Annotated in this window: 23 protein-coding genes; 4 read left to right on the top strand and 19 right to left on the bottom strand. The window is 41.2% G+C overall.

Going from position 1 to position 23,602, the window contains the following annotated elements:
* Nucleotides 1-62 precede the first annotated feature (62 nt).
* The 11 genes from ACQCT8_RS03535 to ACQCT8_RS03485 all read right to left on the bottom strand — a co-directional run bounded on the left by ACQCT8_RS03535 (nucleotide 63) and on the right by ACQCT8_RS03485 (nucleotide 13,461).
* Nucleotides 63-1,967: a stage V sporulation protein D gene (locus ACQCT8_RS03535; protein WP_426869132.1), complete on the bottom strand. Its 1,905-nt coding sequence runs from the start codon at nucleotides 1,965-1,967 to the stop codon at nucleotides 63-65.
* A gap of 514 nt (nucleotides 1,968-2,481) precedes the next feature.
* Nucleotides 2,482-4,689, bottom strand: a complete 2,208-nt coding sequence (locus tag ACQCT8_RS03530; protein ID WP_426868523.1) for a penicillin-binding transpeptidase domain-containing protein — start codon at nucleotides 4,687-4,689, stop codon at nucleotides 2,482-2,484.
* Nucleotides 4,686-5,042, bottom strand: a complete 357-nt coding sequence (gene ftsL, locus ACQCT8_RS03525) for a cell division protein FtsL (RefSeq protein WP_426868522.1) — start codon at nucleotides 5,040-5,042, stop codon at nucleotides 4,686-4,688. Before ftsL ends, ACQCT8_RS03530 begins: the two co-directional genes overlap by 4 nt.
* 22 nt (nucleotides 5,043-5,064) lie before the next feature.
* Nucleotides 5,065-6,000 (bottom strand): 16S rRNA (cytosine(1402)-N(4))-methyltransferase RsmH, encoded by a 936-nt coding sequence (gene rsmH, locus ACQCT8_RS03520; protein WP_426868520.1) that lies wholly within the window; start codon nucleotides 5,998-6,000, stop codon nucleotides 5,065-5,067.
* A 29-nt stretch (nucleotides 6,001-6,029) separates the two neighbouring features.
* The gene (mraZ, locus tag ACQCT8_RS03515) at nucleotides 6,030-6,461 is read right to left on the bottom strand and encodes a division/cell wall cluster transcriptional repressor MraZ (protein WP_426868518.1); all 432 of its coding nucleotides are present in this window, start codon (nucleotides 6,459-6,461) and stop codon (nucleotides 6,030-6,032) included.
* 581 nt (nucleotides 6,462-7,042) lie between these two features.
* Nucleotides 7,043-8,662 (bottom strand): bacillithiol biosynthesis cysteine-adding enzyme BshC, encoded by a 1,620-nt coding sequence (bshC, locus tag ACQCT8_RS03510; RefSeq protein WP_426868516.1) that lies wholly within the window; start codon nucleotides 8,660-8,662, stop codon nucleotides 7,043-7,045.
* 169 nt (nucleotides 8,663-8,831) lie between these two features.
* On the bottom strand, nucleotides 8,832-9,221 hold the full coding sequence (locus tag ACQCT8_RS03505; protein ID WP_426868514.1) for a DUF3397 domain-containing protein: 390 nt from the start codon (nucleotides 9,219-9,221) through the stop codon (nucleotides 8,832-8,834).
* Nucleotides 9,218-10,120 (bottom strand): 2-dehydropantoate 2-reductase, encoded by a 903-nt coding sequence (locus tag ACQCT8_RS03500; RefSeq protein WP_426868512.1) that lies wholly within the window; start codon nucleotides 10,118-10,120, stop codon nucleotides 9,218-9,220. Before ACQCT8_RS03500 ends, ACQCT8_RS03505 begins: the two co-directional genes overlap by 4 nt.
* 216 nt (nucleotides 10,121-10,336) lie before the next feature.
* The gene (locus ACQCT8_RS03495) at nucleotides 10,337-11,878 is read right to left on the bottom strand and encodes an acyl-CoA carboxylase subunit beta (protein ID WP_426868511.1); all 1,542 of its coding nucleotides are present in this window, start codon (nucleotides 11,876-11,878) and stop codon (nucleotides 10,337-10,339) included.
* A gap of 22 nt (nucleotides 11,879-11,900) precedes the next feature.
* Entirely contained in the window at nucleotides 11,901-12,113 is a 213-nt protein-coding gene (locus ACQCT8_RS03490; protein WP_426868509.1) for an acetyl-CoA carboxylase biotin carboxyl carrier protein subunit, read from the bottom strand.
* Between the two features lies 1 nt (nucleotide 12,114).
* Nucleotides 12,115-13,461, bottom strand: coding sequence for an acetyl-CoA carboxylase biotin carboxylase subunit (locus ACQCT8_RS03485; protein WP_426869130.1), 1,347 nt, complete (start codon nucleotides 13,459-13,461; stop codon nucleotides 12,115-12,117).
* A gap of 197 nt (nucleotides 13,462-13,658) precedes the next feature.
* On the opposite strand from ACQCT8_RS03485, the gene ACQCT8_RS03480 reads away from it, so the two are divergent.
* Nucleotides 13,659-14,132, top strand: coding sequence for an N-acetyltransferase (locus ACQCT8_RS03480; RefSeq protein ID WP_278238911.1), 474 nt, complete (start codon nucleotides 13,659-13,661; stop codon nucleotides 14,130-14,132).
* 101 nt (nucleotides 14,133-14,233) lie between these two features.
* On the opposite strand, the gene ACQCT8_RS03475 is transcribed toward ACQCT8_RS03480, so the two are convergent.
* The 4 genes from ACQCT8_RS03475 to ACQCT8_RS03460 all read right to left on the bottom strand — a co-directional run bounded on the left by ACQCT8_RS03475 (nucleotide 14,234) and on the right by ACQCT8_RS03460 (nucleotide 16,692).
* The gene (locus ACQCT8_RS03475; protein WP_426868506.1) at nucleotides 14,234-14,851 is read right to left on the bottom strand and encodes an RsfA family transcriptional regulator; all 618 of its coding nucleotides are present in this window, start codon (nucleotides 14,849-14,851) and stop codon (nucleotides 14,234-14,236) included.
* An 83-nt stretch (nucleotides 14,852-14,934) separates the two neighbouring features.
* Complete coding sequence (locus ACQCT8_RS03470; RefSeq protein ID WP_426868505.1) at nucleotides 14,935-15,711, bottom strand: enoyl-CoA hydratase/isomerase family protein; 777 nt, start codon at nucleotides 15,709-15,711, stop codon at nucleotides 14,935-14,937.
* A 193-nt stretch (nucleotides 15,712-15,904) separates the two neighbouring features.
* On the bottom strand, nucleotides 15,905-16,078 hold the full coding sequence (gene rpmF / locus ACQCT8_RS03465) for a 50S ribosomal protein L32 (protein ID WP_278238908.1): 174 nt from the start codon (nucleotides 16,076-16,078) through the stop codon (nucleotides 15,905-15,907).
* A 59-nt stretch (nucleotides 16,079-16,137) separates the two neighbouring features.
* On the bottom strand, nucleotides 16,138-16,692 hold the full coding sequence (locus ACQCT8_RS03460) for a YceD family protein (RefSeq protein WP_426868502.1): 555 nt from the start codon (nucleotides 16,690-16,692) through the stop codon (nucleotides 16,138-16,140).
* Nucleotides 16,693-16,975: 283 nt separating this feature from the next.
* On the opposite strand from ACQCT8_RS03460, the gene ACQCT8_RS03455 reads away from it, so the two are divergent.
* A complete protein-coding gene (locus ACQCT8_RS03455) occupies nucleotides 16,976-18,187 on the top strand; it encodes a nucleotidyltransferase (protein ID WP_426868501.1) in 1,212 nt (403 codons plus the stop codon).
* Between the two features lie 315 nt (nucleotides 18,188-18,502).
* On the opposite strand, the gene ACQCT8_RS03450 is transcribed toward ACQCT8_RS03455, so the two are convergent.
* Nucleotides 18,503-19,552: a SepM family pheromone-processing serine protease gene (locus ACQCT8_RS03450; RefSeq protein ID WP_426868499.1), complete on the bottom strand. Its 1,050-nt coding sequence runs from the start codon at nucleotides 19,550-19,552 to the stop codon at nucleotides 18,503-18,505.
* The gene (locus ACQCT8_RS03445) at nucleotides 19,542-20,339 is read right to left on the bottom strand and encodes a patatin-like phospholipase family protein (RefSeq protein ID WP_426868498.1); all 798 of its coding nucleotides are present in this window, start codon (nucleotides 20,337-20,339) and stop codon (nucleotides 19,542-19,544) included. Before ACQCT8_RS03445 ends, ACQCT8_RS03450 begins: the two co-directional genes overlap by 11 nt.
* Nucleotides 20,340-20,464: 125 nt before the next feature.
* Here ACQCT8_RS03445 and ACQCT8_RS03440 point away from each other — a divergent pair, with 125 nt between their 5' ends.
* The gene (locus ACQCT8_RS03440; protein ID WP_426868496.1) at nucleotides 20,465-21,637 is read left to right on the top strand and encodes a nucleoside recognition domain-containing protein; all 1,173 of its coding nucleotides are present in this window, start codon (nucleotides 20,465-20,467) and stop codon (nucleotides 21,635-21,637) included.
* A gap of 146 nt (nucleotides 21,638-21,783) precedes the next feature.
* On the opposite strand, the gene coaD is transcribed toward ACQCT8_RS03440, so the two are convergent.
* Together coaD and rsmD are read right to left on the bottom strand one after the other, a co-directional pair.
* Nucleotides 21,784-22,263 (bottom strand): pantetheine-phosphate adenylyltransferase, encoded by a 480-nt coding sequence (gene coaD, locus ACQCT8_RS03435; protein ID WP_278238902.1) that lies wholly within the window; start codon nucleotides 22,261-22,263, stop codon nucleotides 21,784-21,786.
* Between the two features lie 4 nt (nucleotides 22,264-22,267).
* The gene (gene rsmD, locus ACQCT8_RS03430; protein ID WP_426868494.1) at nucleotides 22,268-22,840 is read right to left on the bottom strand and encodes a 16S rRNA (guanine(966)-N(2))-methyltransferase RsmD; all 573 of its coding nucleotides are present in this window, start codon (nucleotides 22,838-22,840) and stop codon (nucleotides 22,268-22,270) included.
* A 136-nt stretch (nucleotides 22,841-22,976) separates the two neighbouring features.
* On the opposite strand from rsmD, the gene ACQCT8_RS03425 reads away from it, so the two are divergent.
* A complete protein-coding gene (locus ACQCT8_RS03425) occupies nucleotides 22,977-23,366 on the top strand; it encodes a DUF7147 family protein (protein WP_426868492.1) in 390 nt (129 codons plus the stop codon).
* The last annotated feature ends 236 nt before the right edge of the window (nucleotides 23,367-23,602 follow it).

The raw sequence follows: 23,602 nt of genomic DNA, 5'->3' as shown, positions 1-23,602 counted from the left end.
CTTACTCCGTCACATTCGCATGTTTTTATTGTAGCTTACTTTGCATTGGAGTTCCATACATCTTATTCTCCCCCGCCCATCATAACCCGGACGGTTGTCCCCTCGTTTACGGTGACATTTGCTTTCGGAGATTGTTCAATGACTTTTGGACCAGTCCCTTCCACTTCCAGCTTAAGAGGAAGAAGCATATCCTTTAATTCTTTCGTTGTAACACCGATCAAATCAGGTACTTTATACGTGACCGGATCAAGCCAGCGCACTGATTTTTCAACCTGGGTTTTTCTAGGTTCCACCCCAAGCGTTCTCAAGCCGTCTTCAAGAATATTACCGACAATTGGCGCTGCTACGACTCCTCCGAACTGAACCGTATTTTTTGGATGATCGATGGCAATATAGACAATTAATTCTGGATCGTCGCTTGGAGCAAAACCAATAAATGAAACGATATAGCTGTCTTCCATGTATCTTCCATCTTTAACTTTTTGAGCTGTTCCTGTTTTCCCGCCAACTCTGTAATTTTCAACATAAGCTCCCCTTCCTGTACCTTGTGCCACCACTGTTTCAAGAGCTTCCCTTACTTTTTTCGATGTTTCTTCTGATATGACCTGTCTTTTAATTTCGGGTTCAACTTCTTTAATCACCTCACCTGTATCTCCGTTAACCCATTTTTTCGCAATATGAGGTGTCGGCAAATGTCCGCCGTTAATCGCTGCTGAAACCGCTGTAATCTGCTGAATCGGCGTTACGGAGACTCCTTGACCAAAGGCTGTGGTGGCAAGCTCCAACGGGCCTACATTGTCAAGTGAAAATAAAATACCGCTCGCTTCACCCTGAAGATCAACCCCCGTTTTCTCCCCAAATCCGAAATTATGAATATATTCAAATAGTGTTTCTTTCCCAAGACGATTTCCTAACTCAATAAAGCCGGGATTGCATGAGTTTTGAACCACTTCCAGAAAAGTCTGCTGGCCATGCCCCTCTCTTTTCCAGCAATGCAAGTGTGTACCTGCAATTTCAACAGAGCCTGAATCATAAAATTGTTCATTTTCAAGATCCACTTTACCTTCTTCCAAAGCGGCTGCAAGCGTAATTATCTTAAATGTTGACCCTGGCTCATAGGTACTCCATACAGGTAAAATGCGATTATAAATGTCTGGATTAGCTTCCTGATACGTCAAAGGATGAAAATCCGGTCTGCTGGCCATTCCTAAGATTTCACCAGTTTTTGGATTCATGGCAACAGCAAGCATTTGATCAGGCTCATACTGAATTTGTGCATTCGTTAGTTCGCGTTCCAGAATGGATTGAATATCTTGATCGATCGTTAAATAAAGATCATTCCCTTTTTCAGGCTGATTATAATTTGCACTCATATCTTCCATATCTCTGCCTTTTGCATCTGTGTAAAGCTCAATTGCCCCCTTTTCGCCATTCAGCATCTTATCATGCATAAGTTCAAGTCCTGATAACCCCTGGTTGTCCACTCCAATAAAACCAAGAACATGAGCAAGGGAACGTCCATTAGGGTACTGCCTTTCGAAATCATCTGCGATATAAATACCTTTTAATTCGGCTTCTTCTATCTTTCTGACTTGTTCAAATGATAATTTTCTTCCTTCAGGATGAAGTTTTTCCATTGAACCTTTTCTTTCTACAAACTCCACTGCTTTTTCTAGCGGCATGTCCAGAACTTCAGCAAGCATTTCCGCCGCTTCTTTCCGGTCTTCTATCTGTCTCGGGATAATAAACAAGCTTGGCGCCAGTTTATTCGTCACAATTGGCTCGCCATTCCGGTCGTAAATTAATCCTCTTTCCGCTTCCATCGGCAGTTCTCTGCTCCAGCTGCTTAATGCTTTTGTTAATAAAGTGTCATGGGAGATAAACTGAACAATAAACATACGTCCTGATAAAATGATGATTCCAGTTAAAAAGAGCAGAAGAGCCAGTGCCAGTCTTTTTCTAACCATTCGATTTGTGATCTTTTTCAAGGAGCACAATCCTCCATTTTCGTAATACTTAATGTATATGAATGGTGTAGAAAGTAATGACAAAAAAGAGCTTGAGACAAAAGTGTCTCAAGCTCTTTGACCGGTTCGCTGCGCTTCAGGGGCTCGCTTTCCACAGGGACGGGGGGTTGAGCCTCTCCAGGCCCTTGCCCTGTATAGTCTCAAACAACCGTCAAATCCTGCAGTCGCCACCTTCCGCTCCTCTCTCCTCTTACTATTCATAAAAACTTTTTCATTTCTTTAAATTCTTTTGAGTTTTATCCCAGCCTCTTTTTGAGAGGTACACTAAGCTTTCAGGCGGTGTGCTTTCTGTGAGTGGCGGTGGGTTGAACTTTTCTTCGCTGTGCCCCGAAAAGTCTCAAGCAGCCGTCAAATCCTGATGAAGTCACCGCTCTCCTCATTCTTTTAGACCTTTTGAGGTTTGTCCCAACCTTTTTGTTGTATTGAGACCAGCTTAGTTTTCTAAATTATTCAGTTAATCCTGCACAAGGTCTTCTTCTTCTTCTGCTTCACTGCTTTGCTGCTGGTCATTTGTGCCAAATGAAACAATGAGCGGCTCATCGCCAGAGATGGGTGTGTCCGGCTTAATGCTTTGTTTTTGCGCATAACCGGAGCCCGCCGTGTTAACCTCCAATTTAGCCAGACTGGCCATTTTGATTACGTCTCTCACGGACCATCCGCTTACATCAGGTATTGTCAGGTCGCCGTCTGTCAGCAGGATGAATTTTTCACCAGCCAGCAGCGAAGTATCTTTTGACGACTGTCCAACGACTGTCTTGCCATTTCCTAAAAGCACGGTTTCAATACCTTGTTCTCCCAATTTTTCTTTTATCTCTTTTGCGTTCTCGCCCTCATAATCTTCAATGGCAACAGCCTTAGCCGAAGGCGCTTGTGCCGGTTCAATGTTTAAGTATTTCAGGCTGTTGAGCATAACCGGGTTAAACACTTTTGAAACCGGATCTGATCCGATCTCAGAATTACTGATAGACGGCTGTTGAATGGCTACATACACAATCAGCTCAGGATCATCTGCCGGGGCCATCCCCATGAAAGAAAACAGATAATTGTTTCTCCCCTGCATGTACTTTCCGGTAGATGAATCAGGTATTTGGGCAGTCCCTGACTTTCCGGACACTTCATAGCCGGGAATGGCAAAAGGCTGTCCTGTTCCGTTCTCAGATGAAATGGTGGTAGCCAAATATTCTCTTACCTTAGCTGCTGTTTCAGCAGAAATCGGTTCGCCGGACACCTCCGGCTCTCCTTCAAGAACCGTTTTATCTGTATTTGAGTCAACAATTTTTGAAATAACATATGGGGTCATCATCTTCCCATCGTTTGCAATGGCGGTTTGCGCCTGAATCATCTGCAAAGGCGTGACAGTCGTTCCCTGACCGAAAACAGTAGTCACTTTTTCTATCGGCCATTCATAAAGGATATTTCCTCCAGCTTCATTAGGCAAATCTATGCCGGTTGGAGCCCCGAATCCAAATGCTTCTAGATAGCTTTCAAAACGTTCTTCTCCCATTGATTTAAGGAGTTTGGCAAACGCTACGTTCGAAGAGCGCTGCACCCCTTCAAGATAACTGATTTCTCCCCAGCCGGCTCCGTTGTTATGGTCGCCTATAACCGTTCCTAAAACATCATAAGTTCCTGACTGATAAGTGGCATTGGGATTAAATACGCCTTCTTCCACAGCAGCAGCAAGAGAAAATGCTTTAAAGGTTGACCCCGGCTCAAAGGTACTTTCAACAATTTGGTTTAACCAGTTGTCTGAAAGGCCTTCCCTAGAATCAGGATCAAATGTCGGCCGCTGGCTCATCGCAAGAATTTCACCTGTTTTTGGATCCGCAACAACCCCATACATTTGTTTCGGGCTGTATTCTTCTGCAACCTGACTCATTGCATCCTCAAGAAATGTCTGAACTTTTTTATCGAGAGTTAAATAAACATCGTTTCCGTCTTTAGCTTTTTGTATTGTTTCCTCTCCGGAAGGAAGGAAAAATTCTCTTGCGTCTACTTCGTATTCCATTTTCCCATTTTTACCTTGAAGATATTTGTTTAGATTTTTCTCGATTCCCATTTGACCAACTGCATCAACTGTTCCGTCTTCCTGTTCCTCAGGACGGGCGAATCCGACCAAATGAGAGGAGAAGATTCCATTTGGATAAAATCTTTTTAAATCCTCCAAAAAGAAAATACCAGGCAATTCAAGATCCTCGAGAGCACTTTTAATCTCTAAAGGAATATCTTTTCCTTCAGGACCAAATTCTACCTGAAAACGCTCATTCGCAATCCCCTGTTCAAGGGTCTCAAGAATTTCTGATTTTTCAATTGAAAGATGTTCAGCCAAAATCTCAGCCGTTTGTTCGGGATCCTCTACATAATTTGGATCTCCTGCACTTGTTTTCATTTCTTCATTAAGTACAGCAACAATTTTATAAGCAGATGTGTCTTCAGCTATGACTTCTCCATGTCTGTCTACAATTTTGCCTCTTTCTGCTTCAAGCGTGCGTTCTCTGGCATATTGTGCCTCCGCCTGAGCAGCTAAATCGCGGCCTTCTGCTTCACCAGTGATCTGAAGGGTTAAGAACCTTGTAAGTAAAATAAAAAAGAGAGCACCAAATACCAAAAATAATAGGTAGGCGCCCCAATTTTTTTTTACTGTTTTCAAAGCCGATTTCATGGCTGCTGAACAACCTTCACATTTGCTTCATCAAGTGTCAATCCAAGCTCTTTTGCCTTTTCCCATACACGCTCATATGTACTCATCTGGCTGATTTGAATAGATAAGTCATCATTGATGTTCTGCTGGCTCACGATCGTTGTTTCCAGATTTTGAATTTCTTTGTTAGTATTGTATATTTCCGCTTGAGCTGTAATGATTTGCAGACTCGCTATGCAGATAAAAGCAACAAAAACCATGGCAATTACTTTTTCACCTAAGGTAAAAGGAGAGGTTCTCTGCTTCACTACTCTGACTTTTTTTACTTGTTCCGCTGATTGATATTCTTTGTACTGCCTTGCAGTATTTGCCATTCTAATTCCCCCCATCAATTTTTTATGTGTTTTTCTCTACAATTCTGAGTTTTGCCGATCTGGAACGATTATTTACTTCAAGTTCTTCAGTGCTTGCTACGATAGGCTTGCGTGTAATCAGTTTAAGCATTGGTTTGAATTCTTCCGGTATCACCGGAAATCCCGGCGGAAGTTCCGGCCCTTGTGAGGCTTTTTTAAACATGGTTTTACAAATTCTGTCTTCGAGTGAATGGAAGGTAATGACGCTGATCCGTCCGCCCGGTTTTAAGATCTCCATGGCCTGTTCCAATGATTCTTCTACTACACCTAATTCATCATTGACCGCAATCCTGATTGCCTGAAACACCCGTTTTGCTGGATGCCCGCCCTTCCGTCTGGCTGGTGCAGGGATTCCATCCTTAATTAATTCAACTAATTCGCCAGTGGTTTCAATCTCTTTGCCTTCTCTTGCAGCTTCGATTTTGCGAGCAATTTGCTTAGAGAATTTCTCTTCTCCATATCTGTAGAAAATTCTCACCAAATCTTCAAACGCCCATTCATTGACAACCGTTTTGGCTGTCAATGAAGCCGACTGATCCATTCTCATGTCCAGCGGAGCATCATTATGGTAGCTGAACCCTCGCTCCGGAGTATCAAGCTGCGGGGATGACACGCCTAGATCGTACAAGATTCCGTCCACTTCATGAACATCTAACAGAGCTAGTTCCTCTTTTAAAAAACGGAAATTTGCTTTAATGAACGTAACCTGCCCTGCATAAGGCTCTAATTTCTTACGGGCATTATCAATGGCTGTCTGATCCTGATCAAAGCAAAATAATCGCCCTTTTTCAGACAGCTTGGACAAAAGATATTCACTGTGTCCGGCGCCTCCAAGTGTACAGTCCACGTACACTCCATCAGGTTTTACAGCCAGACCATCCACCGTTTCTTTTAACAGTACAGTCGTGTGATCGAACATTTCGGGGTCACCTCAATATTTCTTTGCGTTTATAAATCAAAATCAATCAGATTCTCTGCAATTTCTGCAAAAGAGTCTTCCTGCTCATCCAAATAATTTTCCCAAATGGATTTCCCCCAAATTTCAATCCTGCTTGACACTCCAAGAATCATACATTCTTTTTCGATTTTCGCGTAATCAAGTAAGTTTTTAGGAAGGTTTATACGGCCCTGCTTATCAATTTCACACTCTACAGCTCCAGAAAAGAAAAACCTCGCAAATGCACGGGCATCCTTTTTTGTTACAGGAAGGGAACGAACTTTTTCTTCAAGGCGGCGCCATTCATTCATAGGATAGCCGAAAAGACATTGATCAAGTCCTCGGGTAATGACAAAGACGTCTTCCACATATTCACGGTATTTAGCAGGAACAATAATTCTGCCTTTGGTATCAATATTATGTTGATATTCTCCCATGAACATGCGTCTTTCCCACCTCTCCACCTAAATGTACCACAGTCCCCCACTTCGTACCACTTCTTTCTTTACATTCTAACACAACTGTAATCTGGGAAATAGAAAAGGATAAAATTTTTAATTTAAAAATTTTTGAATTATAAGAATATTTTCCTTTTGTCTTGAAAAATTCTATGTTTCTTTGTGTAATTGAGAAAAATACAATAAAAAAGAGACCGGGACAAAGTGTCTCAGTCTCTTTCAACGGTTCTCTGAACTTCAGGCGTACGATTTCCGCAGGAACGGGGGCTTGAGCCTTTTCAGAATTTTTTCCTGTAAAGTCTCAAGCATCCGTCATCTTCTGCTGGAGTCGCCACCTTCTGCGAAGCTCACCTCTTACTAATAATAATTACTGTTTCTTTTTTTAACTTTATTGATTTTTGTCCCAGCCTCTTTAACCGGTTCGATTCGTTTTTATGCGGACTTTTCATCCCGCAAATTCTAAAGCAGCTGTCATCCACTGGTTGAGCCGCCAACTCAAGATCCGTTTTTCTCTTACTGTTGACGAATACTTCCTCATTTTAAAACTTTTATAAGTTTAAAAATGATTATACATATACGACCTTATGGTTATGATCAAATTGAAAATCGAGCTGGACTAATTCAGAAACAAACTCGATGCCATATTTGTTCATAAAATAAAAGACATTCCAAATGCGCTCCTGTGGACCATCATCAGGTCTGAGTCTGCTTTCAACCTGATCATATTTTAAAAGCTCCACCTGATGTTTAAAGGCTATATAGTCATTTGCTTTCCGCTTAAGATACGTTAATTGCTTTTCATGAATAGCCAGGTTCTTTTCAACGATGTCAGGCAGTCCTGGGTGCAGATCCTGTGCTTTTTGTTTCATTTTGCGATATTGATCCAGAATCATGTTTTGTGTTTCTTCTATATACTTTTCGATTGTTTCATCTTTTACTTCAGCCCAAAACTGCTGTTTTTCTTTTTTTATTCCGCTTGATAAAACTTTATCGATGGAGAGATTTAATTCAGAGAGTTTTTGCTGAATATCTCTTTCCACAATGGTCATGTTCAATCTTGGCATGATTGGAGGAATTGTCATATCAAGCTTTTCAAAAGCACTTTTTAATTCAGCCCAATAAGCAATTTCTCCAGGACCCGCTATGAAAGAAAGGGAAGGAAACAGCCATTCCTGCATAAGAGGACGGGTCACTACGTTATTACTGAATAAGTGAGGAGATTTCTTTATAAGCTCTTCCAGTTCATCATGAGTAAACTTGTTTCCTCCGTTTTTGTCCTGATATCCTTCAGATGTCTTAACGAGTAAAATGCGTTCTCCATTCACATTTACAAACAGATTAACAGCATTGTTTGCAATATCAATTAAGGGATGATACCCATTTTCTTTCAACATCTCCTGCTGCTTTAAAACCGATGTCGTTATGGAATCGCTATGCTCAAAAAGCTTTTGAAAAAACGGCTGTTCAATATTTCTGAGCCCTTTATCAGCTGAATCAATAACTAACAATCCTTCTTCTTTAAAAAGCGACATAATAATAAACGCAAACAGCGACGTCATAGAGTCCGATGTTTCAATAGCCTCATCCAGCAATTCCATTAAATCAGCTGTATGGGAAGTTTCACCGAACTCTCTAAGAATAGATCTAACCCATTTTTTCATAGACGTTTTCTCAAATGGCGTATCTGAAGCCATCCTTTTATCCAGTACACGCTCTGAGTAGCCTTTTTTGTCCAGCTTCCCGTCTCTTTCCACGTAAACATGATTTATTTCCATAAAATCATGGTCTTCTCCGGCTATCCAAAAAACCGGTATTACAGGGACATTCAGTTCTTGAGACTGCACTTTTGCTAAATGGATGGTGGAAATCACCTTATGTATGGAATAAAGCGGTCCAGTTAATAAACCCGCCTGCTGACCGCCTATAACGACAACACCTTCTGACCGCAAATCAGCAAGTGATTGTTCGACTGCCTCGCTCGATGGGAATGGTTTCATATACGCTTCTATACAATCAGCAAGCTCTGCCCGCATAAAGGAGCGTTCCTGCAATTCTTTTAACCGCTTAGCATAGGCTTCCTGGCCATCGTACGTGTAGTGAAAATTTGAGAGGACGTTCTCATCCTTTTTCAGATAACGAGAGGCGAACGGCTGGATAGCCGGAAGTGATATATTTTTAAATAGCATAGCTTAAAACCCCTTTTTTCGGACATTCTTCTTAAAGAGTATAGCACTTGGGGTCTTAAATACGAAAGAAGATGCTTCAGGAAAATCAACCTGGGTAAGCTGATAAAATTTATAAGGAAATGAAAAAACGCCAATGTGTTTACCAAGCTCTGAAATCATACTATTCTTGTTAACTATTTGACCTGAATACACTGTACACTAATCCAAAAACGATCAGGATTCCGTAAACCAGTGTAAAAAGAGCAAAATTCATTCTCCAAAAACCACGATAGATTTTCTGCCAATCAAAATCATCATTATTCTTCCAAATATAAAAAGCTAAATAAATGCCAATTAAAGCCATAAGAATCAAAATCAGCCACAAGAAAGACTGTTTCCAGATGGCAAGCATTAAAAAGTAGACTGAACCTATAACAAATGGTGTTGCACAGTAGACAGCTAGATTCACTGCGTACTTATGATTACCAGTGAGCCATTTTGCAAACGAAAAAAGCAGGAGATAAACTAAAAAGGGCATAATAATAAATATTGAGAGTACAAACGCAATCGCGTTGGTCAATTCCTGATCCCCTTTCTATATTCAATCGCAAGTATACTTTCATAAACAAAGGCTGTCACCGGCAGACTGCACCCCTCCGCTCTTCCTTTTTGAAGGCCAAATCCAATAATCGCATCCACTTCAGTAGGTCTGTTTAATCTTAGATCCGTTCTCATAGAAGAGCTGTTCTCGGCTGTCTTTTTGCAAAGTGATTCAATTTCGGCAAAAGAAGGGGGATCCGTCAGATCAGAAAAAACCATCAGCACTTCATGATAAAGAGCATGCAGGAGCTTGTGCAGGTGCGGGTTGCTGATTAACTCCCCATTTTTCACATCAAACAAAGCAGTTAGTGAGTTGATGACTATATTTTTCATTACTTTTTCTGCCAGTAAAGGGTAATAGTCCAAATAAAATTGAGTCGGGAATGTATGATCTTTACCACTCATAAGAGAAGAAAGAACATCTGTATGACCCTTCACCGGTGCAAGTCTCCAATTCCCTATTCCATTGTGACGAACTTCTCTTTCTGATATTTTTTCTGCTCCATGTTCAACCGTACTAACAAAAATATGGTGCTGCGGAAGATTTTCAATCAATTTCAAGTGCGACATCCCATTTTGGGTAAAAATAATAGGTACAGAAGCAGGGAGAGAGGATAAAAATGGAACTAACGCCTCTAAGTGATATTGTTTAACCGTTACAATATAACAATCATGATCTTTTTTGTGCTTCAATAAGTGACTTGAAGATACCTTCACTACATCTGTGTTCGTTCCGTTGTACAGTTTAATTCCATGAGAGGAAAGCTCATCACTTTGATTTTGTTGACGAGTAATAATATGTATGTCATGACCAAGTTTAGTTAGTTTTGCTGCAAACAGCAGACCGATTGAACCTGCTCCGATGATTGTGATTTTCATAGACTCACCTTCTTTAGTACCAGTTTAGCAAATTTTAATGTGTGTATGTATATTCGTAAGATTGTTTAGATCCTGATAATTATTTATTTTTTGCCGGCTGCTCTTTCATATGAGATGCAGTGTCTTACAGCCATGCGATCCATTTAAAAAAGAACTTTACACCTCTGACGAATAATTCGACAGGAGGGTGTAAAGTTCCTTGCTGTTTTAAGGTAATTAAACAGGATTAACTGATCTTTTTTTAGGTGCAGGTGCAATTCTTTTGGTCGAGAAATAGTCAAAACGTGTGATTAATTCGTTTCTTAGCTGATCCGGCTCTACAATGTCATCAATAATCAGCTCTGAGGCCAGTTTGTAAACATCAATTTCTTCTTTGTATTCCTGATGCTTTTGCTGAACATAGGCAATGCGCTCTTTAGGATCTTCAATTGCCTGGATTTTATTTGAGTAGACCGCATTTACTGCTGCTTCAGGTCCCATCACGGCAATTTGAGCTGTAGGAAGAGCTAAGCAGCAGTCCGGTTCAAACGCAGGCCCGGACATGGCATATAGGCCTGCACCGTATGCTTTTCTGACCACAACCGAGATTTTAGGCACAGTAGCAGAACTCATCGCTGCAATCAGCTTAGCTCCATGCCTGATAATCCCTGCTCTTTCTACTTTAGTTCCAATCATAAACCCTGGAACATCTGCTAAAAAGAGCAGGGGAATATTGAACGCATCACATAATTGAATAAATTTAGCTCCTTTGTCAGCTGAATCCACGAAAAGAACGCCGCCTTTTACCTTTGGCTGGTTTGCCACAATTCCCACAGACTTTCCGTCCAACCTGGCAAAGCCTGTTATCAATTCAGGTGCAAATAACCCTTTAATTTCAAAGAAGCTTTTTCCATCTGCAAGAGATTCTATCGCATCGTACATATTGAATGGAGCATTTTGATTTTGCGGGATCAGCTCTGACAATTTTTTATCTGAAGCTGGTTTGCTATTCTCCCACACTGGTACAGCAGAGCTGAAATTGGATGGAATGTAGCTTAAATAGTCCTGAGCCTGTTTTATTGCCTCTTCTTCATTTGCCGCTAAAATATCTCCGCAGCCGCTGACGGAACAATGCATTCGTGCGCCGCCCATTTCTTCAAGGGACACTTTTTCTCCAATCACTTTTTCAGCCATTCTTGGAGATCCGAGATACATCGAGGCGTTCCCTTCTACCATGATGACAACATCACAAAAAGCAGGTATGTATGCACCGCCTGCTGCGGATGGGCCAAACAGCAGACAAACCTGTGGAATTGAGCCGGATAACCGGACCTGGTTATGAAAAATTCTGCCGGCTCCTCTGCGATTTGGGAACATATCAAGCTGGTCTGTAATTCTTGCTCCAGCCGAATCCACTAGATAAAGCAAAGGAATCATCAGTTTTTCAGCGGTTTCCTGAATGCGGATGATTTTCTCAACCGTTCTTGCGCCCCACGAACCCGCTTTTACAGTCGAATCATTCGCCATAAAGCAAACTGGTCTTCCGCTTATTTTCCCTGTTCCGGTCACAACGCCGTCTGCAGGTAAATCGCCTGCTGTCTGGTTAGCAAATAGCCCATCCTCCTGAAGAGAGCCCTCATCTAAGAGCAATTCCAGACGCTTTCTTACAAAAAGCTTTCCGGCTGCCGCCTGTTTTTCATGATATTTTTCATGGCCGCCTTTTTTTATAGCACGGGTAACCTCTTCAAATCTGCTTTGATTTTCTGTTTGTTTGTTCATGACGATTTCCCCCTTTTACAAACTAAGCTAATACGGCTAAGATATCCCCTTCGTTGACGAAATCTCCTACAGCTACCTTTATTTCTTTCAAGGTCCCGTCATGCTCCGAATCCACAGGAATCTCCATTTTCATTGATTCAAGGACCAGAACGGTTTGTCCTTTTGATACTGTATCTCCTTCTCCCGCTATTACCTGAAATACAGTTCCTGCCATTGATGAATAAATCTCTTTCATATTAATTCTCTCCTTTTTTTAGCTGTTCTAGTGTCTGAGTATGATAATTTCCCCGTTTAAATGCCTCAGATTTGAGCACATGCTGAAACAGCGGGATATTTGTTTTAACTCCTTCAATTTGAATCTCAGTTAATGCATGTTCAGCCTTCATTAAACAGGCTTCTCTTGTCTGATCGCTAAAAATAATTTTCGCAATCATAGGGTCATAATAGGGTGTAATTTTATTCCCCTGTTCGTATCCTAAATCGATTCTAACTCCTTCTCCTTCAGGAAAGATTGCTGTTTTCATTTCTCCTGGTGAAGGATAAAATGTTACCGGATCCTCTGCGTACACTCTGAATTCAACTGCGTGGCCAATTTCCTGAATCTGATGCTGATCCGATACCGGTACAGGAATATTTTGCGCAGTAAGAATTTGCCATTCTACCAAATCAATCCCCGTAATCATTTCTGTGACCGGATGCTCTACCTGCAGCCTGGTATTCATCTCGAGAAAATACGCGTTTTCATTTTCATCAACAATCATTTCAATCGTACCTGCATTCCTGTAGTTAACGGCTTTTGCCGCCTGAATCGCCACTTTAAAAATATGCGCTCTGGCATCGTCTGACAGATTAGGAGAGGGTGATTCTTCAATAATTTTCTGGTTTCTTCTCTGAATCGAACAGTTTCTTTCAAATAAATGATAAATTTCCCCACTAGCACTCCCAAAAATTTGTACTTCGATATGCCTGGCGTTTGGTATGTATTTTTCAATAAAGAGATCACCTGAGCCAAAGTAGGATTCAGAGCGCTTTTTTGTGCTTTCAAAGTGCTGAGTGAGCGCTTGCTCATCTTTGCAGTGAACCATTCCAACCCCGCCGCCTCCGTTGCTTGCTTTCAGCATCACAGGAAATCCTGCTTTTTTGGCGAATGTCAGTGCAGATTCAAGATCAGCAGATTTGCTTTCCTGACCTGGAACCACCGGTACTCCCGCTTCAATCATTGTGTTTCTGGCTTTGATCTTATCTCCCATGCTCGCAATGACAGCAGAATCTGGTCCAATAAACCTGATGCCTGCATCCTCTGTCATTTTAGCAAATTTAGCATTTTCAGATAATAGACCATAGCCGGGATGGATGGCATCAGCTCCTTCTTTTATCGCAATATCCAAAATCTCCTGTGCTTTTAAATAGGATTGAGCAACAGGAGGCGGACCGATTAAAAAAGCAGAATCTGCTTGCTTAACATACGGCAGATTGGAATCTGCTTCTGAATACACTGCAATGGTTTCAATGTTCATTTTTTTACACGTGCGAATAATGCGCAAGGCAATTTCTCCGCGATTTGCAATCAATATTTTTTTCACCATTGTCTGCCCCTCTCTATTAGACATAGAACCTTTCACTCTTCTATTACAGCAAGTTCTTCTCTTATTGTAAACGCTTTCTATTCAAATGTGCAGAATTTTTTGTTTGATTGTTATATAATAAAGAAAAATATTGTTAAAAGTAATTATTTTTTATGATTATTTTTTAGCATAATGCTTTTAAGGGGTGTGAGGACATGGGATTTAAAGTTGAACATTTGCGCATTAATTACAAAACGCTGGAAGAATTTAATAAATTCAGGGAAGTCGGATTGCAGGAACTCTCCATGAAAGAAGAGCTTGAATCTAATATGGTGGAAAATGACAGCGATTCCCCTTTTTACGGGATTTATTTGGGCAATAAGCTGATTGCCAGAATGAACTTATTCAGGAGAGACGCGAGATTTGATTTTTATTTTGAACCTGCTCAGGACTACTTGGAGCTTTGGAAGCTGGAAGTACTGCCAGATTACCAGAAAAAAGGATACGGAGCTCAAATGGTTGAATTCGCCAAGAGCTTTGGTCTGCCGATAAAAACAAACCCCAGAGTTCAATCGCATGATTTCTGGAAGAAGATGGGCTTTGAAGAAGTCACCTATGACATGGAGCGTGATCGCGGTGAAAATCCCCTTGTTTGGTATCCGGAAGGGGTTACAGAACAGAAGCACTAATTAATTTGTAAAATGAAGAAGCGGAAGCGTTTCATACTGCATAAAAACCCGAAAAAGCCTTTACCTGGCCTTTCCGGGTTTTTATTTGTTTTTCTTTCTTATTATAAATCCGCAGCCTCGCTTTGTTCTGCTCTTACCGGGCTCCGATTCATTCTGAAGAGGTTTCCATTTGGCTCCATTTTAAATACCGGTGCTTCATATGCTTCTTCTTTTCCCTCTTCAACACCAAGTTTTCTTGCTTTTTCTATTAGATACAGCAGCGCCCTGTAGTCCTCTTCAAGTCCCTGAATCTTGATTTCTAGCTTCTCTTTTTCTTTGTTCACATGCTCTAGTGTTTGTTCTGCTTTAACGTATTTTTCTTTCCAGTCTATAGAATGATCGTGGGAAGAAATCCGCTCGATCCAGTTTGAAAGCTGCGTGGTCATTTCTTCTGCTGACCAATTCCTGGATGTTTTTACCGATGCCGCTGGAGTGACTGGAGATGAAGCTTTACGGCTAGCATATCTTTCTTTTTTAGCTTGATCAATTTGCTGCTGGCATTCTTTGCGTATACAAGAGTTCCATCTGAATCCGCAGGCTGCTGGAGTTCGATTCACTTTTTGGGCAATCTCTTCAAAGGCTCTTAATTGAGTGCTGCCATTGCGGATATGTGACAATACCGCATCCTCCAGCCATTTGTCTTCTTCTGCTGTCCAGCCATCTTGTCTAAGTTTTGTCATCTCTTTAACCCCCTAGTAATATTGAATCTACTTTTAGTCTATGCAAGAACAATAGGAAATAGACACAAAAAAAACACGAAATTTTAAGATTTCGTGTTTTTACGAGTGGGAGAGTTTAAGAATCTTTCGACTGCTTCATGGTGAGCCTCTTTTTCCCACAGCAGAGAGCATTCTTCAATTTCCATTTTCATCCTCTCTTGCAAGTCTCCTCTTTTCCATTTTTCAATCAGCATTTTCTTGTATGCTGAAAGAACATGCACATTTTTTAACAGGATTGGCTGCAGCTGCCCGATCGCTGCTTCAAGTGTTTTTTCCTGAACGATATAGTCTATAAATCGTTTATTCATTAATTCCTCTGCACTGTATAATCCTGCAGTTGTCAGAATTTGCAATGCATGGCTGGCCTGTAAGCGTTCATAAAGGAGAGTTCCCCCTCCCCAGCCGGTTGTAATGGCCAAATTTGCTTGAACAAACCCCATCTTAACCCCCGGATAGGCAATGCGAAAATCACAGGCTGCAGCAATCTCGCAGCCCCCGCCTATAGCTGTGCCATTTATTAATGCGACTGTTATTTTTGAAAGAGTCGATAAATCATATACTATTTCTCCCATTTCAGATAGCATACCATGTGCTTCCTTTGAAGTTTTTAATGAGTGAAATGCCTGAACATCTCCCCCTGAACAAAATGCATCATGACCGCTTCCGGTGACTACAAACGCCTTAATTTCGTCATCCTCAGCGGCTTGTCCAATTGCCTTCTTCAATCCACTCATCACTTCATAATTAATTGCGTTTTTTTTCTCAGGACGATGAATTGTAAAAAATAGTACAGCATCCTTTTTTTCAATTTTATAAACCAAGTCCCGCTCCCCCTTTTTACATGTTCTGTGTTATTGTACCATGCAGCACCTAAGGATATAATCGTGCAAAAGGGGGAAATTTGAATTGCATTTTGTTCGTTTATTCCCTGTCAGATGCCATCAAAAGCAAAAAACCTGTACAAGAGCCATGGCCTCTCATACAGGTTTCTTACACGAACTGCTTGCAGTTCAATTATTTGTTTACGATTTCCTTGCCCTTATATTGTCCGCACGCTTTACACACGCGGTGAGAAAGCTTCATTTCTCCGCAGTTAGAGCATTCTACCATACCTGGCACTGACAATTTGAAATGCGTACGACGCTTTCTCTTTGCAGTTTTCGATGTTCTTCTAAATGGTACCGCCATGTTTCCCACCTCCTTATAGAGAGTGATTGTAAAATGAACGATCTGAGAAGGTTCATGTTTTACGTATTTTTGTTTTCGTCGAAAAATTTCGCAAGATCAGCTAAACGTGGATCCTTTTTAGGCTGCTCATTTTGTTCCTTTTCTCTTTCTTCTTCAAGTTCTTCTTCAGAGACAACTTCCCAGCCTTTGCCGTTCAGCATGCCTTCATCTTCCATTGCTTTGTCGCTGAACACCTGCAATGGAACCTGAAGAATAAGAATTTCCTCAATTACAGATTCAAGATTCACTACTTCACCGTCAAGAAAATGTACTTCTTCATGAAGCCCGTCTTCTTCCATATGGGAAGAATTGAGCAGGAAGGTTTCTGTTGTATCAACAGAAACAGGATAAGGAACATCAACAAGCGTTCTCGCACAAGGAAGCGTTAAAATTGCTTCGATGTGTAAATGAAACGTAATTTTAGAAGAGCTAATATCTGCCCGCCCTGTCACATGAACAGGACTTACATCCCTTATCTCAGAATCGCGTTTAGGCAATTCTATTAATTCTATCGTCTCGTCTATTGGGAACGCTTCGTTACGAAATTTTTGTAATTGAATGATTGACCATTTCATATGTCATCACCTCAAGGCACAAAGTTGATTATATTCCCTTGTATAGGGAATGTCAAGATTTTTTCTTTACAACATGTCATAATTAATTATATAGCTTAAAACCTGATTTTATTAAGGTTCATTCACCATGCAGAAAACATTTCTTAATTAAAGCGACCCGCTGCAAAGAGTAATTAATGATAAAGAACGATGCTTCCACCCATCGGCCTCAAATGCTATTATAACCTAAATGAAACCTGCTATAAAGGATAAATTCCTGCAAGGTATGAACAGGGGGATTAAAATGAAAGCTACAGGAATTGTCGTTGAATACAATCCATTCCATAACGGACATTTGCTGCATGCAGCAGAATCACGAAGATCAACAGGGAGCGACGTACTAATTGCGGTAATGAGCGGTCCTTTTCTGCAAAGAGGCGAACCGGCTCTCGCATCAAAATGGTCAAGAACCAGAATGGCGCTCGCATCAGGTGTGGACATAGTAATTGAGCTCCCTTTTCCATTTGCCGTTCAGCATGCTACACACTTTGCTGCAGGAGCTGTGCAGCTCTTGAATTCCATGGGTTGTTCCTCCCTTTGTTTTGGAAGCGAAGACGGGTCTGTGAAAGCCTTTGAAGACACGATTAACTGGAGAAGGGACAACCAGGAAGTACTCGACCGTCAGATCAAGTACTATAGCAAAAAAGGCTGGAGCTACCCTTCAGCTGTTGCGCAAAGCTATGAAGAGTTAAATACCAGCCAAATAGACCGGCTGGATTTATCAAAACCAAATAATATGCTTGGTCTTCAATACATGGAAGCGATTGAGCGATATGCTCCAGCGATCCGTCCTTATACCATCAAACGTCAATCGTCTGATTATCATGACCCCATGCTCCATGAAAATAAAATTTCGAGTGCAACAAGCATCCGCAAAACCATCTCAGAGTCGTCACTTTCTCCTATACAAGATCATGTGCCGATCCCGACCTATAAGGAGTTGTCTGCCTATTATGAGCAAAATGGACAATTCCATTCGTGGTCGCATTACTGGCCCGTCCTGCAGCACTTGATTTTAACGAAATCACCTCAGGAACTGGGCAGTTATTATGAAATGGAAGAAGGTATTCAGTATAGATTGGTGGAAGCGGCAAAAAGCTGCCAGTCTTTCCATTCTTTTATGGAAGCGGTAAAAACGAAGCGGTACACCTGGACACGAATACAAAGAATTTTGACTCACCTTTTAAACGGCTCAAAGAAAGAGGAGATTTACACTCATCTTACCCCTGCCTATCTCCGGCTGCTTGGTATGAATGACACGGGAAGAAAATACTTGCAGCAGCATAAAAAACTATTTTCTTTGCCGTTAATAAGCAGGATCGGAAAAGAAAATGAACAGCTGCTGAGGCTCGATATCAGGGCCGGTTTAGTTTATGCCATGGGAATTCAAAACAGAGAAGCACGGCAGCAATTAATGGACAGTGATTTTACACAGCCGCCTATTATGTTCAGTTAATCTTTTTATTTTTTTCAAACGATTACTGCTCATTAAAGCAGTTAAAAAAAGGAGGCTGGGACAAGTGTCTCAGCCTCTTTGACCGGTTCGCTGCGCTTCATGCGGACGCTTTCTGCAGGGAGTCGCCACCTTCCGCTCCGCTCACCTCTAACTTCACAGAAGATACTTAATCATTTTCTACAATTTTTAATTTATACCCCAGCCTCTATTTGACCCTTTTCGGCGCTTAAGCAGAAAGGTTTTCACTCACCTCATAATGATAGCGGCTGACTCATTAATAAAAATTTTTCGTAATTCCCAAATTTCTCTTTTTGATTACGACTTCACTTCCAGCTCTTCAAGGAAATTAAGAGCATCCTCAAAGGTTTTTACCGGGATAATTTCCATTGACGTTTCAATCTCTTTTGCGGTTTTTGCCGCTGCTTCATAATTGGTAAGGATATCAGGGTTTTCTTCCTTAATTTCATCAGGGATTTCATCATCCGGCGCCAGGAAGTATTCCATTCCCTGTTTATCAGCGGCTACTACTTTTTGATCTATGCCGCCAATTCTCCCCACTACGCCTTCACTTGAAATGGTACCTGTGCCTGCAATGCTGTAGCCTTTGGTCAGGTCCTCTTCAATCAATTGGTCATATATTTCAAGTGAATACATCAGCCCTGCCGAAGGTCCGCCAATATCTTCAGAATTAATATGAACATCAGGATCTGTTTCAATTTTCCGGTCATCCACTAAAGAAATTCCAAGCCCAACCTGTTCCGGTGTTTCAGGAAATGCTTTCAGCGGGAGGGTTTCTTCTATTATCTGTCCGTTCCGATCCACTCTGATCGAAACTTCCTCTCCCTCCTTTTTATCTTTTACGTAGTCAATGAACTCTTCAGATGATTCAAACGCATTCCCGTCAATCATCGTTATTCTGTCTCCTGCACGAAGTACCTCTTCAGCTGGCATAGCAGGAAATACATTTAATATATAAATGCCTCGGTAGGTAAATGAATAGTCTGCCTCTGCTTCCTTAAACGCCACTTCAATGGCCTGAACAGCAGAACTGTCCATAAGATGCAGCTGTCTTACTGAATATTCTTCATCACTTTCATGAGGATTTCTGATTTGATCTACAGGATATACAACCTGGTATTCATCGAATTTTGCCCATAGATAAGCAAATATATTCGCCTGAACCTGGGACACCGTCATAAGAGAAAAATCCCCCTGGCTGCTTGTCCCTTCTTCCACTTCTACAATATCATCAAGTGCAAAGGCGCTGCCTGGTTTTTGAATATAATAAGGAAGTGTATAAAAGCTCGCAGCTGCAAAAACCAGAACCATTACAGTCAGGATCCAAAGCCATACTTTATTTTTCATTTAACATTTGACGCTCCTTCCAATAATCAATTGCCTGATGTATAGCAGGCAATGCTTTTCTTGCTTCCTCTTCGCCAAGGAGGATAATATCAGCAGCCTGTTGAAACGTTTTGCCTCCAAACTGCTCTACTTTGGGACTCATTAAAACGTCTGCTGTTGACAGCTTATATCGTAGCACTTCAGATTGTAAAATATCTATACTTTGCATGATAACATCATAAATTGTACTTATTTCAGCATTTCTTTTGACTTGAGAAACATCTACCCCAATCACAACGTCAGCGCCCATGTCCCTGACGACACTTGATGGAACCCGGTCAATTACTCCTCCGTCTACCAGCAGCCTTCCATCTACTTTCTCAGGTACAAAGATGCCTGGTACTGAGATGCTCGACCTTACAGCCACATCAACTGGACCCTTAGTAAAAACAACCCTCTCTGCTTTTACAATATCTGTTGCTACTATTGAAAGAGGAATGTCCAAATCTTCAATATGTTTTTGGTGGGTGAACAGCTTAATAAATTGTTTTACTTTCTCTCCCGAAATAAAACCCATCCTTGGAATAGTCAAATCCACAAAGAACTTGCTTCTAAATGTGTGAGCAAGCCGGTATAGATCTTCGAGTTCATGGCCTGCGCAATACATTGCCCCTACCAGGGAGCCCATTGAGCTTCCTGCAACCATATGAACAGGGATGTTCTCATCTCGAAGCACTTTCAATACACCAAGATGTGCAAATCCCCTTGCGCCTCCTGAGCCCAGTGCAAGGCCGATTTTCGGTTCCATTTCTTCCCCTCCCAGTTGAACGTTCTAATATGATGGCAAAAACATATTTTATAAAAAAAGCAAAGTATCCATTTTAATTTTGACATTACTTGTTAAGGAACTGCTTTAAAGAGAGGACCTACCCTATGACGCAGCGTCTGTACCCTCATTTGTTTTCAGCAGGAGTCTTTTTTTGCTTGCTTGGTCTTATTGTACACCCTCAGGCGTCACTTGATGCTTCCATTAAAGGATTGGAAATATGGTGGACCATTATTTTTCCTTCTTTACTGCCATTTTTTATAGTAGCTGAACTTCTCCCTCAATCCAATTGGATGTCATGGATTGGCAAACTGGTTCAGCCAGTCATGAAACCGCTCTTTAATGTTTCGGGGAAAGGTGCCATGGTGCTTCTTTTAGGGTTTACGTCAGGTTTTCCCGTAGGCGCTAAACTATCTGTAAAATTATACAATCAGGGTGCCCTTAGTTTATCGGATGCTCAGCGCCTTGTCTGCTTTACAAATGGAGCGAGTCCAATCTTTATTCTTGGCGCAGTGTCTGCCGGTTTATTACATACTCCTCAAGCAGGACTTTTACTATTGATTGCTCATTACGCAGGCAACATCGTAATCGGCATTTTTGCAGGAAGAATGATTAAAGAAAAAAAGAATAAAAATGACATTGTGCTTCCTGTAATAAAAAGCGCTCCTTTATCCTTCGGTACTGCTCTTCAAAACGCTGTGGCCACATCTGTCCAACAGCTGATGGTAATAGGTGGTTTAATTATACTATTTTCAGTAATCAGTACGTTAGTATTAAAATTCAACTTCATGGTCATGCCAGAAATCATTTTGAAGGAACTCAGTTTAACTGCAGGAATTTCATCAGACTGGGTTAACGGATTTTTATTGGGGATTCTTGAAATTTCAAATGGCGCAGCAACTGTCGCTGAGGATGAGAAAAATATCCTGATTAGCTGTTTGGCAGTACTGGCAATTATTTCGTTTGGGGGTTTTTGCATCCATGCACAAATTATCGCCTGCATTCATCAGTCACCGATAAGCTACAAACCATTTTTTCTTGCGAGAATTGTACATCTTTTTATATCTCCGGTCATTTTTATGCTTTTGGTCATCGGGATGAACCGCTCCGCTGCTTGGCTTCCATCCTTCAGTGAAAAGGTATCCACCTTTCAAAGATACCAGGCTTCAGAGGTACTTGACTGGTTTATGGAATTTGGACCTGTTCTCTGTATAGCAAGCATACTCGTTGCTTTTTTTATCATCCTGAGTCAGTTTTATGCTGCCCATAAACGAATATGAGGCCTGCAGTCATATTCTCTTTGAGAGACAAAGGAATTAGTAATTTACATGTGAATATGATTGATGTTATCAACAGAATTTAATATTAAAAGAACCTGGAACAAAAATAGAGGATGGGACTATTTGTCTCACCCTCTTTTTATAGTTTAACTGTATTTTTGCTGTAAAGCTTTCTCAACCTGAGGAGGCACTAATTCCGAAATGTCCCCTCCGTACTTTGCCACTTCTTTAACTATGCTGGAACTCAAAAAAGAATATTGATTATTTGTCATGATAAAAAACGTTTCAAGCTCCTCGTGAAGTACACGGTTCATCGAGGTGATCTGCATTTCATATTCAAAGTCAGAGACCGCTCTCAAGCCTCTGATGATGACGTTTGCTTCAACTTCTCTTGCGTAATTCACTAATAGTCCCTGGTAGGAATCAACCTTTATATTAGGTATATGCGCTGTGACTTCTTTAATTAATTGTATTCTTTCTTCTACTGAAAAGGCGGGTTTTTTTGATGAATTATTCAAGACGACAATCCTTAATTCGTCAAAAACCTTTGCACCTCGTGAAATAATATCCAGATGTCCGTAAGTTATCGGATCAAAACTGCCCGGGCAAACTGCTCTGCTTTTCATCCCGTTACTCCTCCTCATCGTTAAACCCTTGTGTCCTGTAAATGGTTACTGCTGTGACGCCGTAAACTTCCTTGCGGCTGCAAACCAATGTTCCAACCGATTCCGGGAGTTCCACTTCAGAACCGTGTTCACACATAATGATCCCATTCTGCTTTAACAGATTATTTTCTTCTATTTTCTCCAATAGACTCACGAGCTTCTGCAGCCGGTACGGAGGGTCTAAAAAAATGCAGCTGAATTGAAGCTCTCGTTTAGAAACCGCTTTCAGCGCTCTTTCTGCCTCGTTTCTGAAAACCTCTGACTGCTCTGTATAACCCAATCGCTCTATATTATATTTAATCGTATGTATTGCGTCCCGGTCACGATCGATAAACACCACTTTTTCAAGCCCTCTGCTCAGCCCTTCTAAGCCAAGGCTTCCGCTTCCTGCAAAAAGGTCCAGTCCCAAGCCGCCATCAAAGTAGGGGCCGATCATATTAAAGATCGATTCCTTCACTTTATCTGTCGTTGGTCTGGTATTTAAACCTGGCACGGCTTTTAGTTGAATACCTTTTTTTTCACCAGAAATAATTCTCATCTCATCACCACTCAGTCATTATGTCGAACATAATGCTACCATATTTTAAACGGCAAAGCTATTGCGTATTTAAAGAACAGATGTTAAAAAACGATTGCAATGTTAAAATAAAAAAGGTTCGAAAGGATGTGAAAAGATGATTCAACGATTTATCGAATTAGGAGAAGGCTATTCGGATTTATACGAGTTCCTGGAAATTGTTAAAGCAAACACACACCGGATAGAAAGAATTCTTGCTCTTCATACAAATAAAAAGGGAAGATCTGTGACTTCAATAGTTGCTGTTATGAAAAAAACTGACCCTGGCAGCTTCCAGGCAATGTACATTTGCCGGGAAGGGATTCCTAATCCCCATCATACCCCTAATAAACGGTTTGATCTGGTTCGATCAGCAGCTGCTGAGGCCGGGCTGTCTTTGATCGAGATGGAAGTTCAACCATCAGACAGATTCGCAGAGAAAGAACTGTTTTTTCAGTACTTAATCGGAATCTTACGCATGAATCGCTATATCAGTCCACTGTCATAGTCAGTTTATTTTGATCTCAAATGTAAAAAAAATGAGCCTGAGACAAAAGTGTCTCAAACTCTACGACCGGTTCACTTCGCTTCAGACGGACGCTTTCCGCAGGGACGGGGGCTTGAGCCCCTCAGGCTTTGCCTTGCGGGGTCTCAAGCACCGTCATGTCCTGCAGGAGTCGCCACCTTCCGCTCCGCTCAGCTCATACTATTCATAAAAAAGTCCTCAGTTTTTTAACTTTTTTG

The sequence above is a fragment of the Jeotgalibacillus proteolyticus genome (assembly GCF_050107735.1).
In the GTDB taxonomy this organism is placed as follows: Bacteria; Bacillota; Bacilli; order Bacillales; family Jeotgalibacillaceae; genus Jeotgalibacillus; species Jeotgalibacillus proteolyticus_A.
This window is presented reverse-complemented; position numbering and strand designations above follow the sequence as displayed.

What these genes read in the sequence shown, in the direction of transcription:
- rpmF (WP_278238908.1), bottom strand. Translation starts at nt 16,078, where the DNA reads ATGGCGGTACCATTTAGAAGAACATCGAAAACTGCAAAGAGAAAGCGT.
- ACQCT8_RS03475 (WP_426868506.1), bottom strand. Translation starts at nt 14,851, where the DNA reads ATGACAAAACTTAGACAAGATGGCTGGACAGCAGAAGAAGACAAATGG.
- ACQCT8_RS03535 (WP_426869132.1), bottom strand. Translation starts at nt 1,967, where the DNA reads ATGGTTAGAAAAAGACTGGCACTGGCTCTTCTGCTCTTTTTAACTGGA.
- ftsL (WP_426868522.1), bottom strand. Translation starts at nt 5,042, where the DNA reads ATGGCAAATACTGCAAGGCAGTACAAAGAATATCAATCAGCGGAACAA.
- ACQCT8_RS03450 (WP_426868499.1), bottom strand. Translation starts at nt 19,552, where the DNA reads ATGAAAAATAAAGTATGGCTTTGGATCCTGACTGTAATGGTTCTGGTT.
- ACQCT8_RS03460 (WP_426868502.1), bottom strand. Translation starts at nt 16,692, where the DNA reads ATGAAATGGTCAATCATTCAATTACAAAAATTTCGTAACGAAGCGTTC.
- ACQCT8_RS03495 (WP_426868511.1), bottom strand. Translation starts at nt 11,878, where the DNA reads ATGAACAAACAAACAGAAAATCAAAGCAGATTTGAAGAGGTTACCCGT.
- ACQCT8_RS03490 (WP_426868509.1), bottom strand. Translation starts at nt 12,113, where the DNA reads ATGAAAGAGATTTATTCATCAATGGCAGGAACTGTATTTCAGGTAATA.
- ACQCT8_RS03445 (WP_426868498.1), bottom strand. Translation starts at nt 20,339, where the DNA reads ATGGAACCGAAAATCGGCCTTGCACTGGGCTCAGGAGGCGCAAGGGGA.
- ACQCT8_RS03425 (WP_426868492.1), top strand. Translation starts at nt 22,977, where the DNA reads ATGATTCAACGATTTATCGAATTAGGAGAAGGCTATTCGGATTTATAC.
- mraZ (WP_426868518.1), bottom strand. Translation starts at nt 6,461, where the DNA reads ATGTTCATGGGAGAATATCAACATAATATTGATACCAAAGGCAGAATT.
- ACQCT8_RS03440 (WP_426868496.1), top strand. Translation starts at nt 20,465, where the DNA reads ATGACGCAGCGTCTGTACCCTCATTTGTTTTCAGCAGGAGTCTTTTTT.
- rsmH (WP_426868520.1), bottom strand. Translation starts at nt 6,000, where the DNA reads ATGTTCGATCACACGACTGTACTGTTAAAAGAAACGGTGGATGGTCTG.
- coaD (WP_278238902.1), bottom strand. Translation starts at nt 22,263, where the DNA reads ATGAAAAGCAGAGCAGTTTGCCCGGGCAGTTTTGATCCGATAACTTAC.
- rsmD (WP_426868494.1), bottom strand. Translation starts at nt 22,840, where the DNA reads ATGAGAATTATTTCTGGTGAAAAAAAAGGTATTCAACTAAAAGCCGTG.
- bshC (WP_426868516.1), bottom strand. Translation starts at nt 8,662, where the DNA reads ATGCTATTTAAAAATATATCACTTCCGGCTATCCAGCCGTTCGCCTCT.
- ACQCT8_RS03500 (WP_426868512.1), bottom strand. Translation starts at nt 10,120, where the DNA reads ATGAAAATCACAATCATCGGAGCAGGTTCAATCGGTCTGCTGTTTGCA.
- ACQCT8_RS03480 (WP_278238911.1), top strand. Translation starts at nt 13,659, where the DNA reads ATGGGATTTAAAGTTGAACATTTGCGCATTAATTACAAAACGCTGGAA.
- ACQCT8_RS03530 (WP_426868523.1), bottom strand. Translation starts at nt 4,689, where the DNA reads ATGAAATCGGCTTTGAAAACAGTAAAAAAAAATTGGGGCGCCTACCTA.
- ACQCT8_RS03455 (WP_426868501.1), top strand. Translation starts at nt 16,976, where the DNA reads ATGAAAGCTACAGGAATTGTCGTTGAATACAATCCATTCCATAACGGA.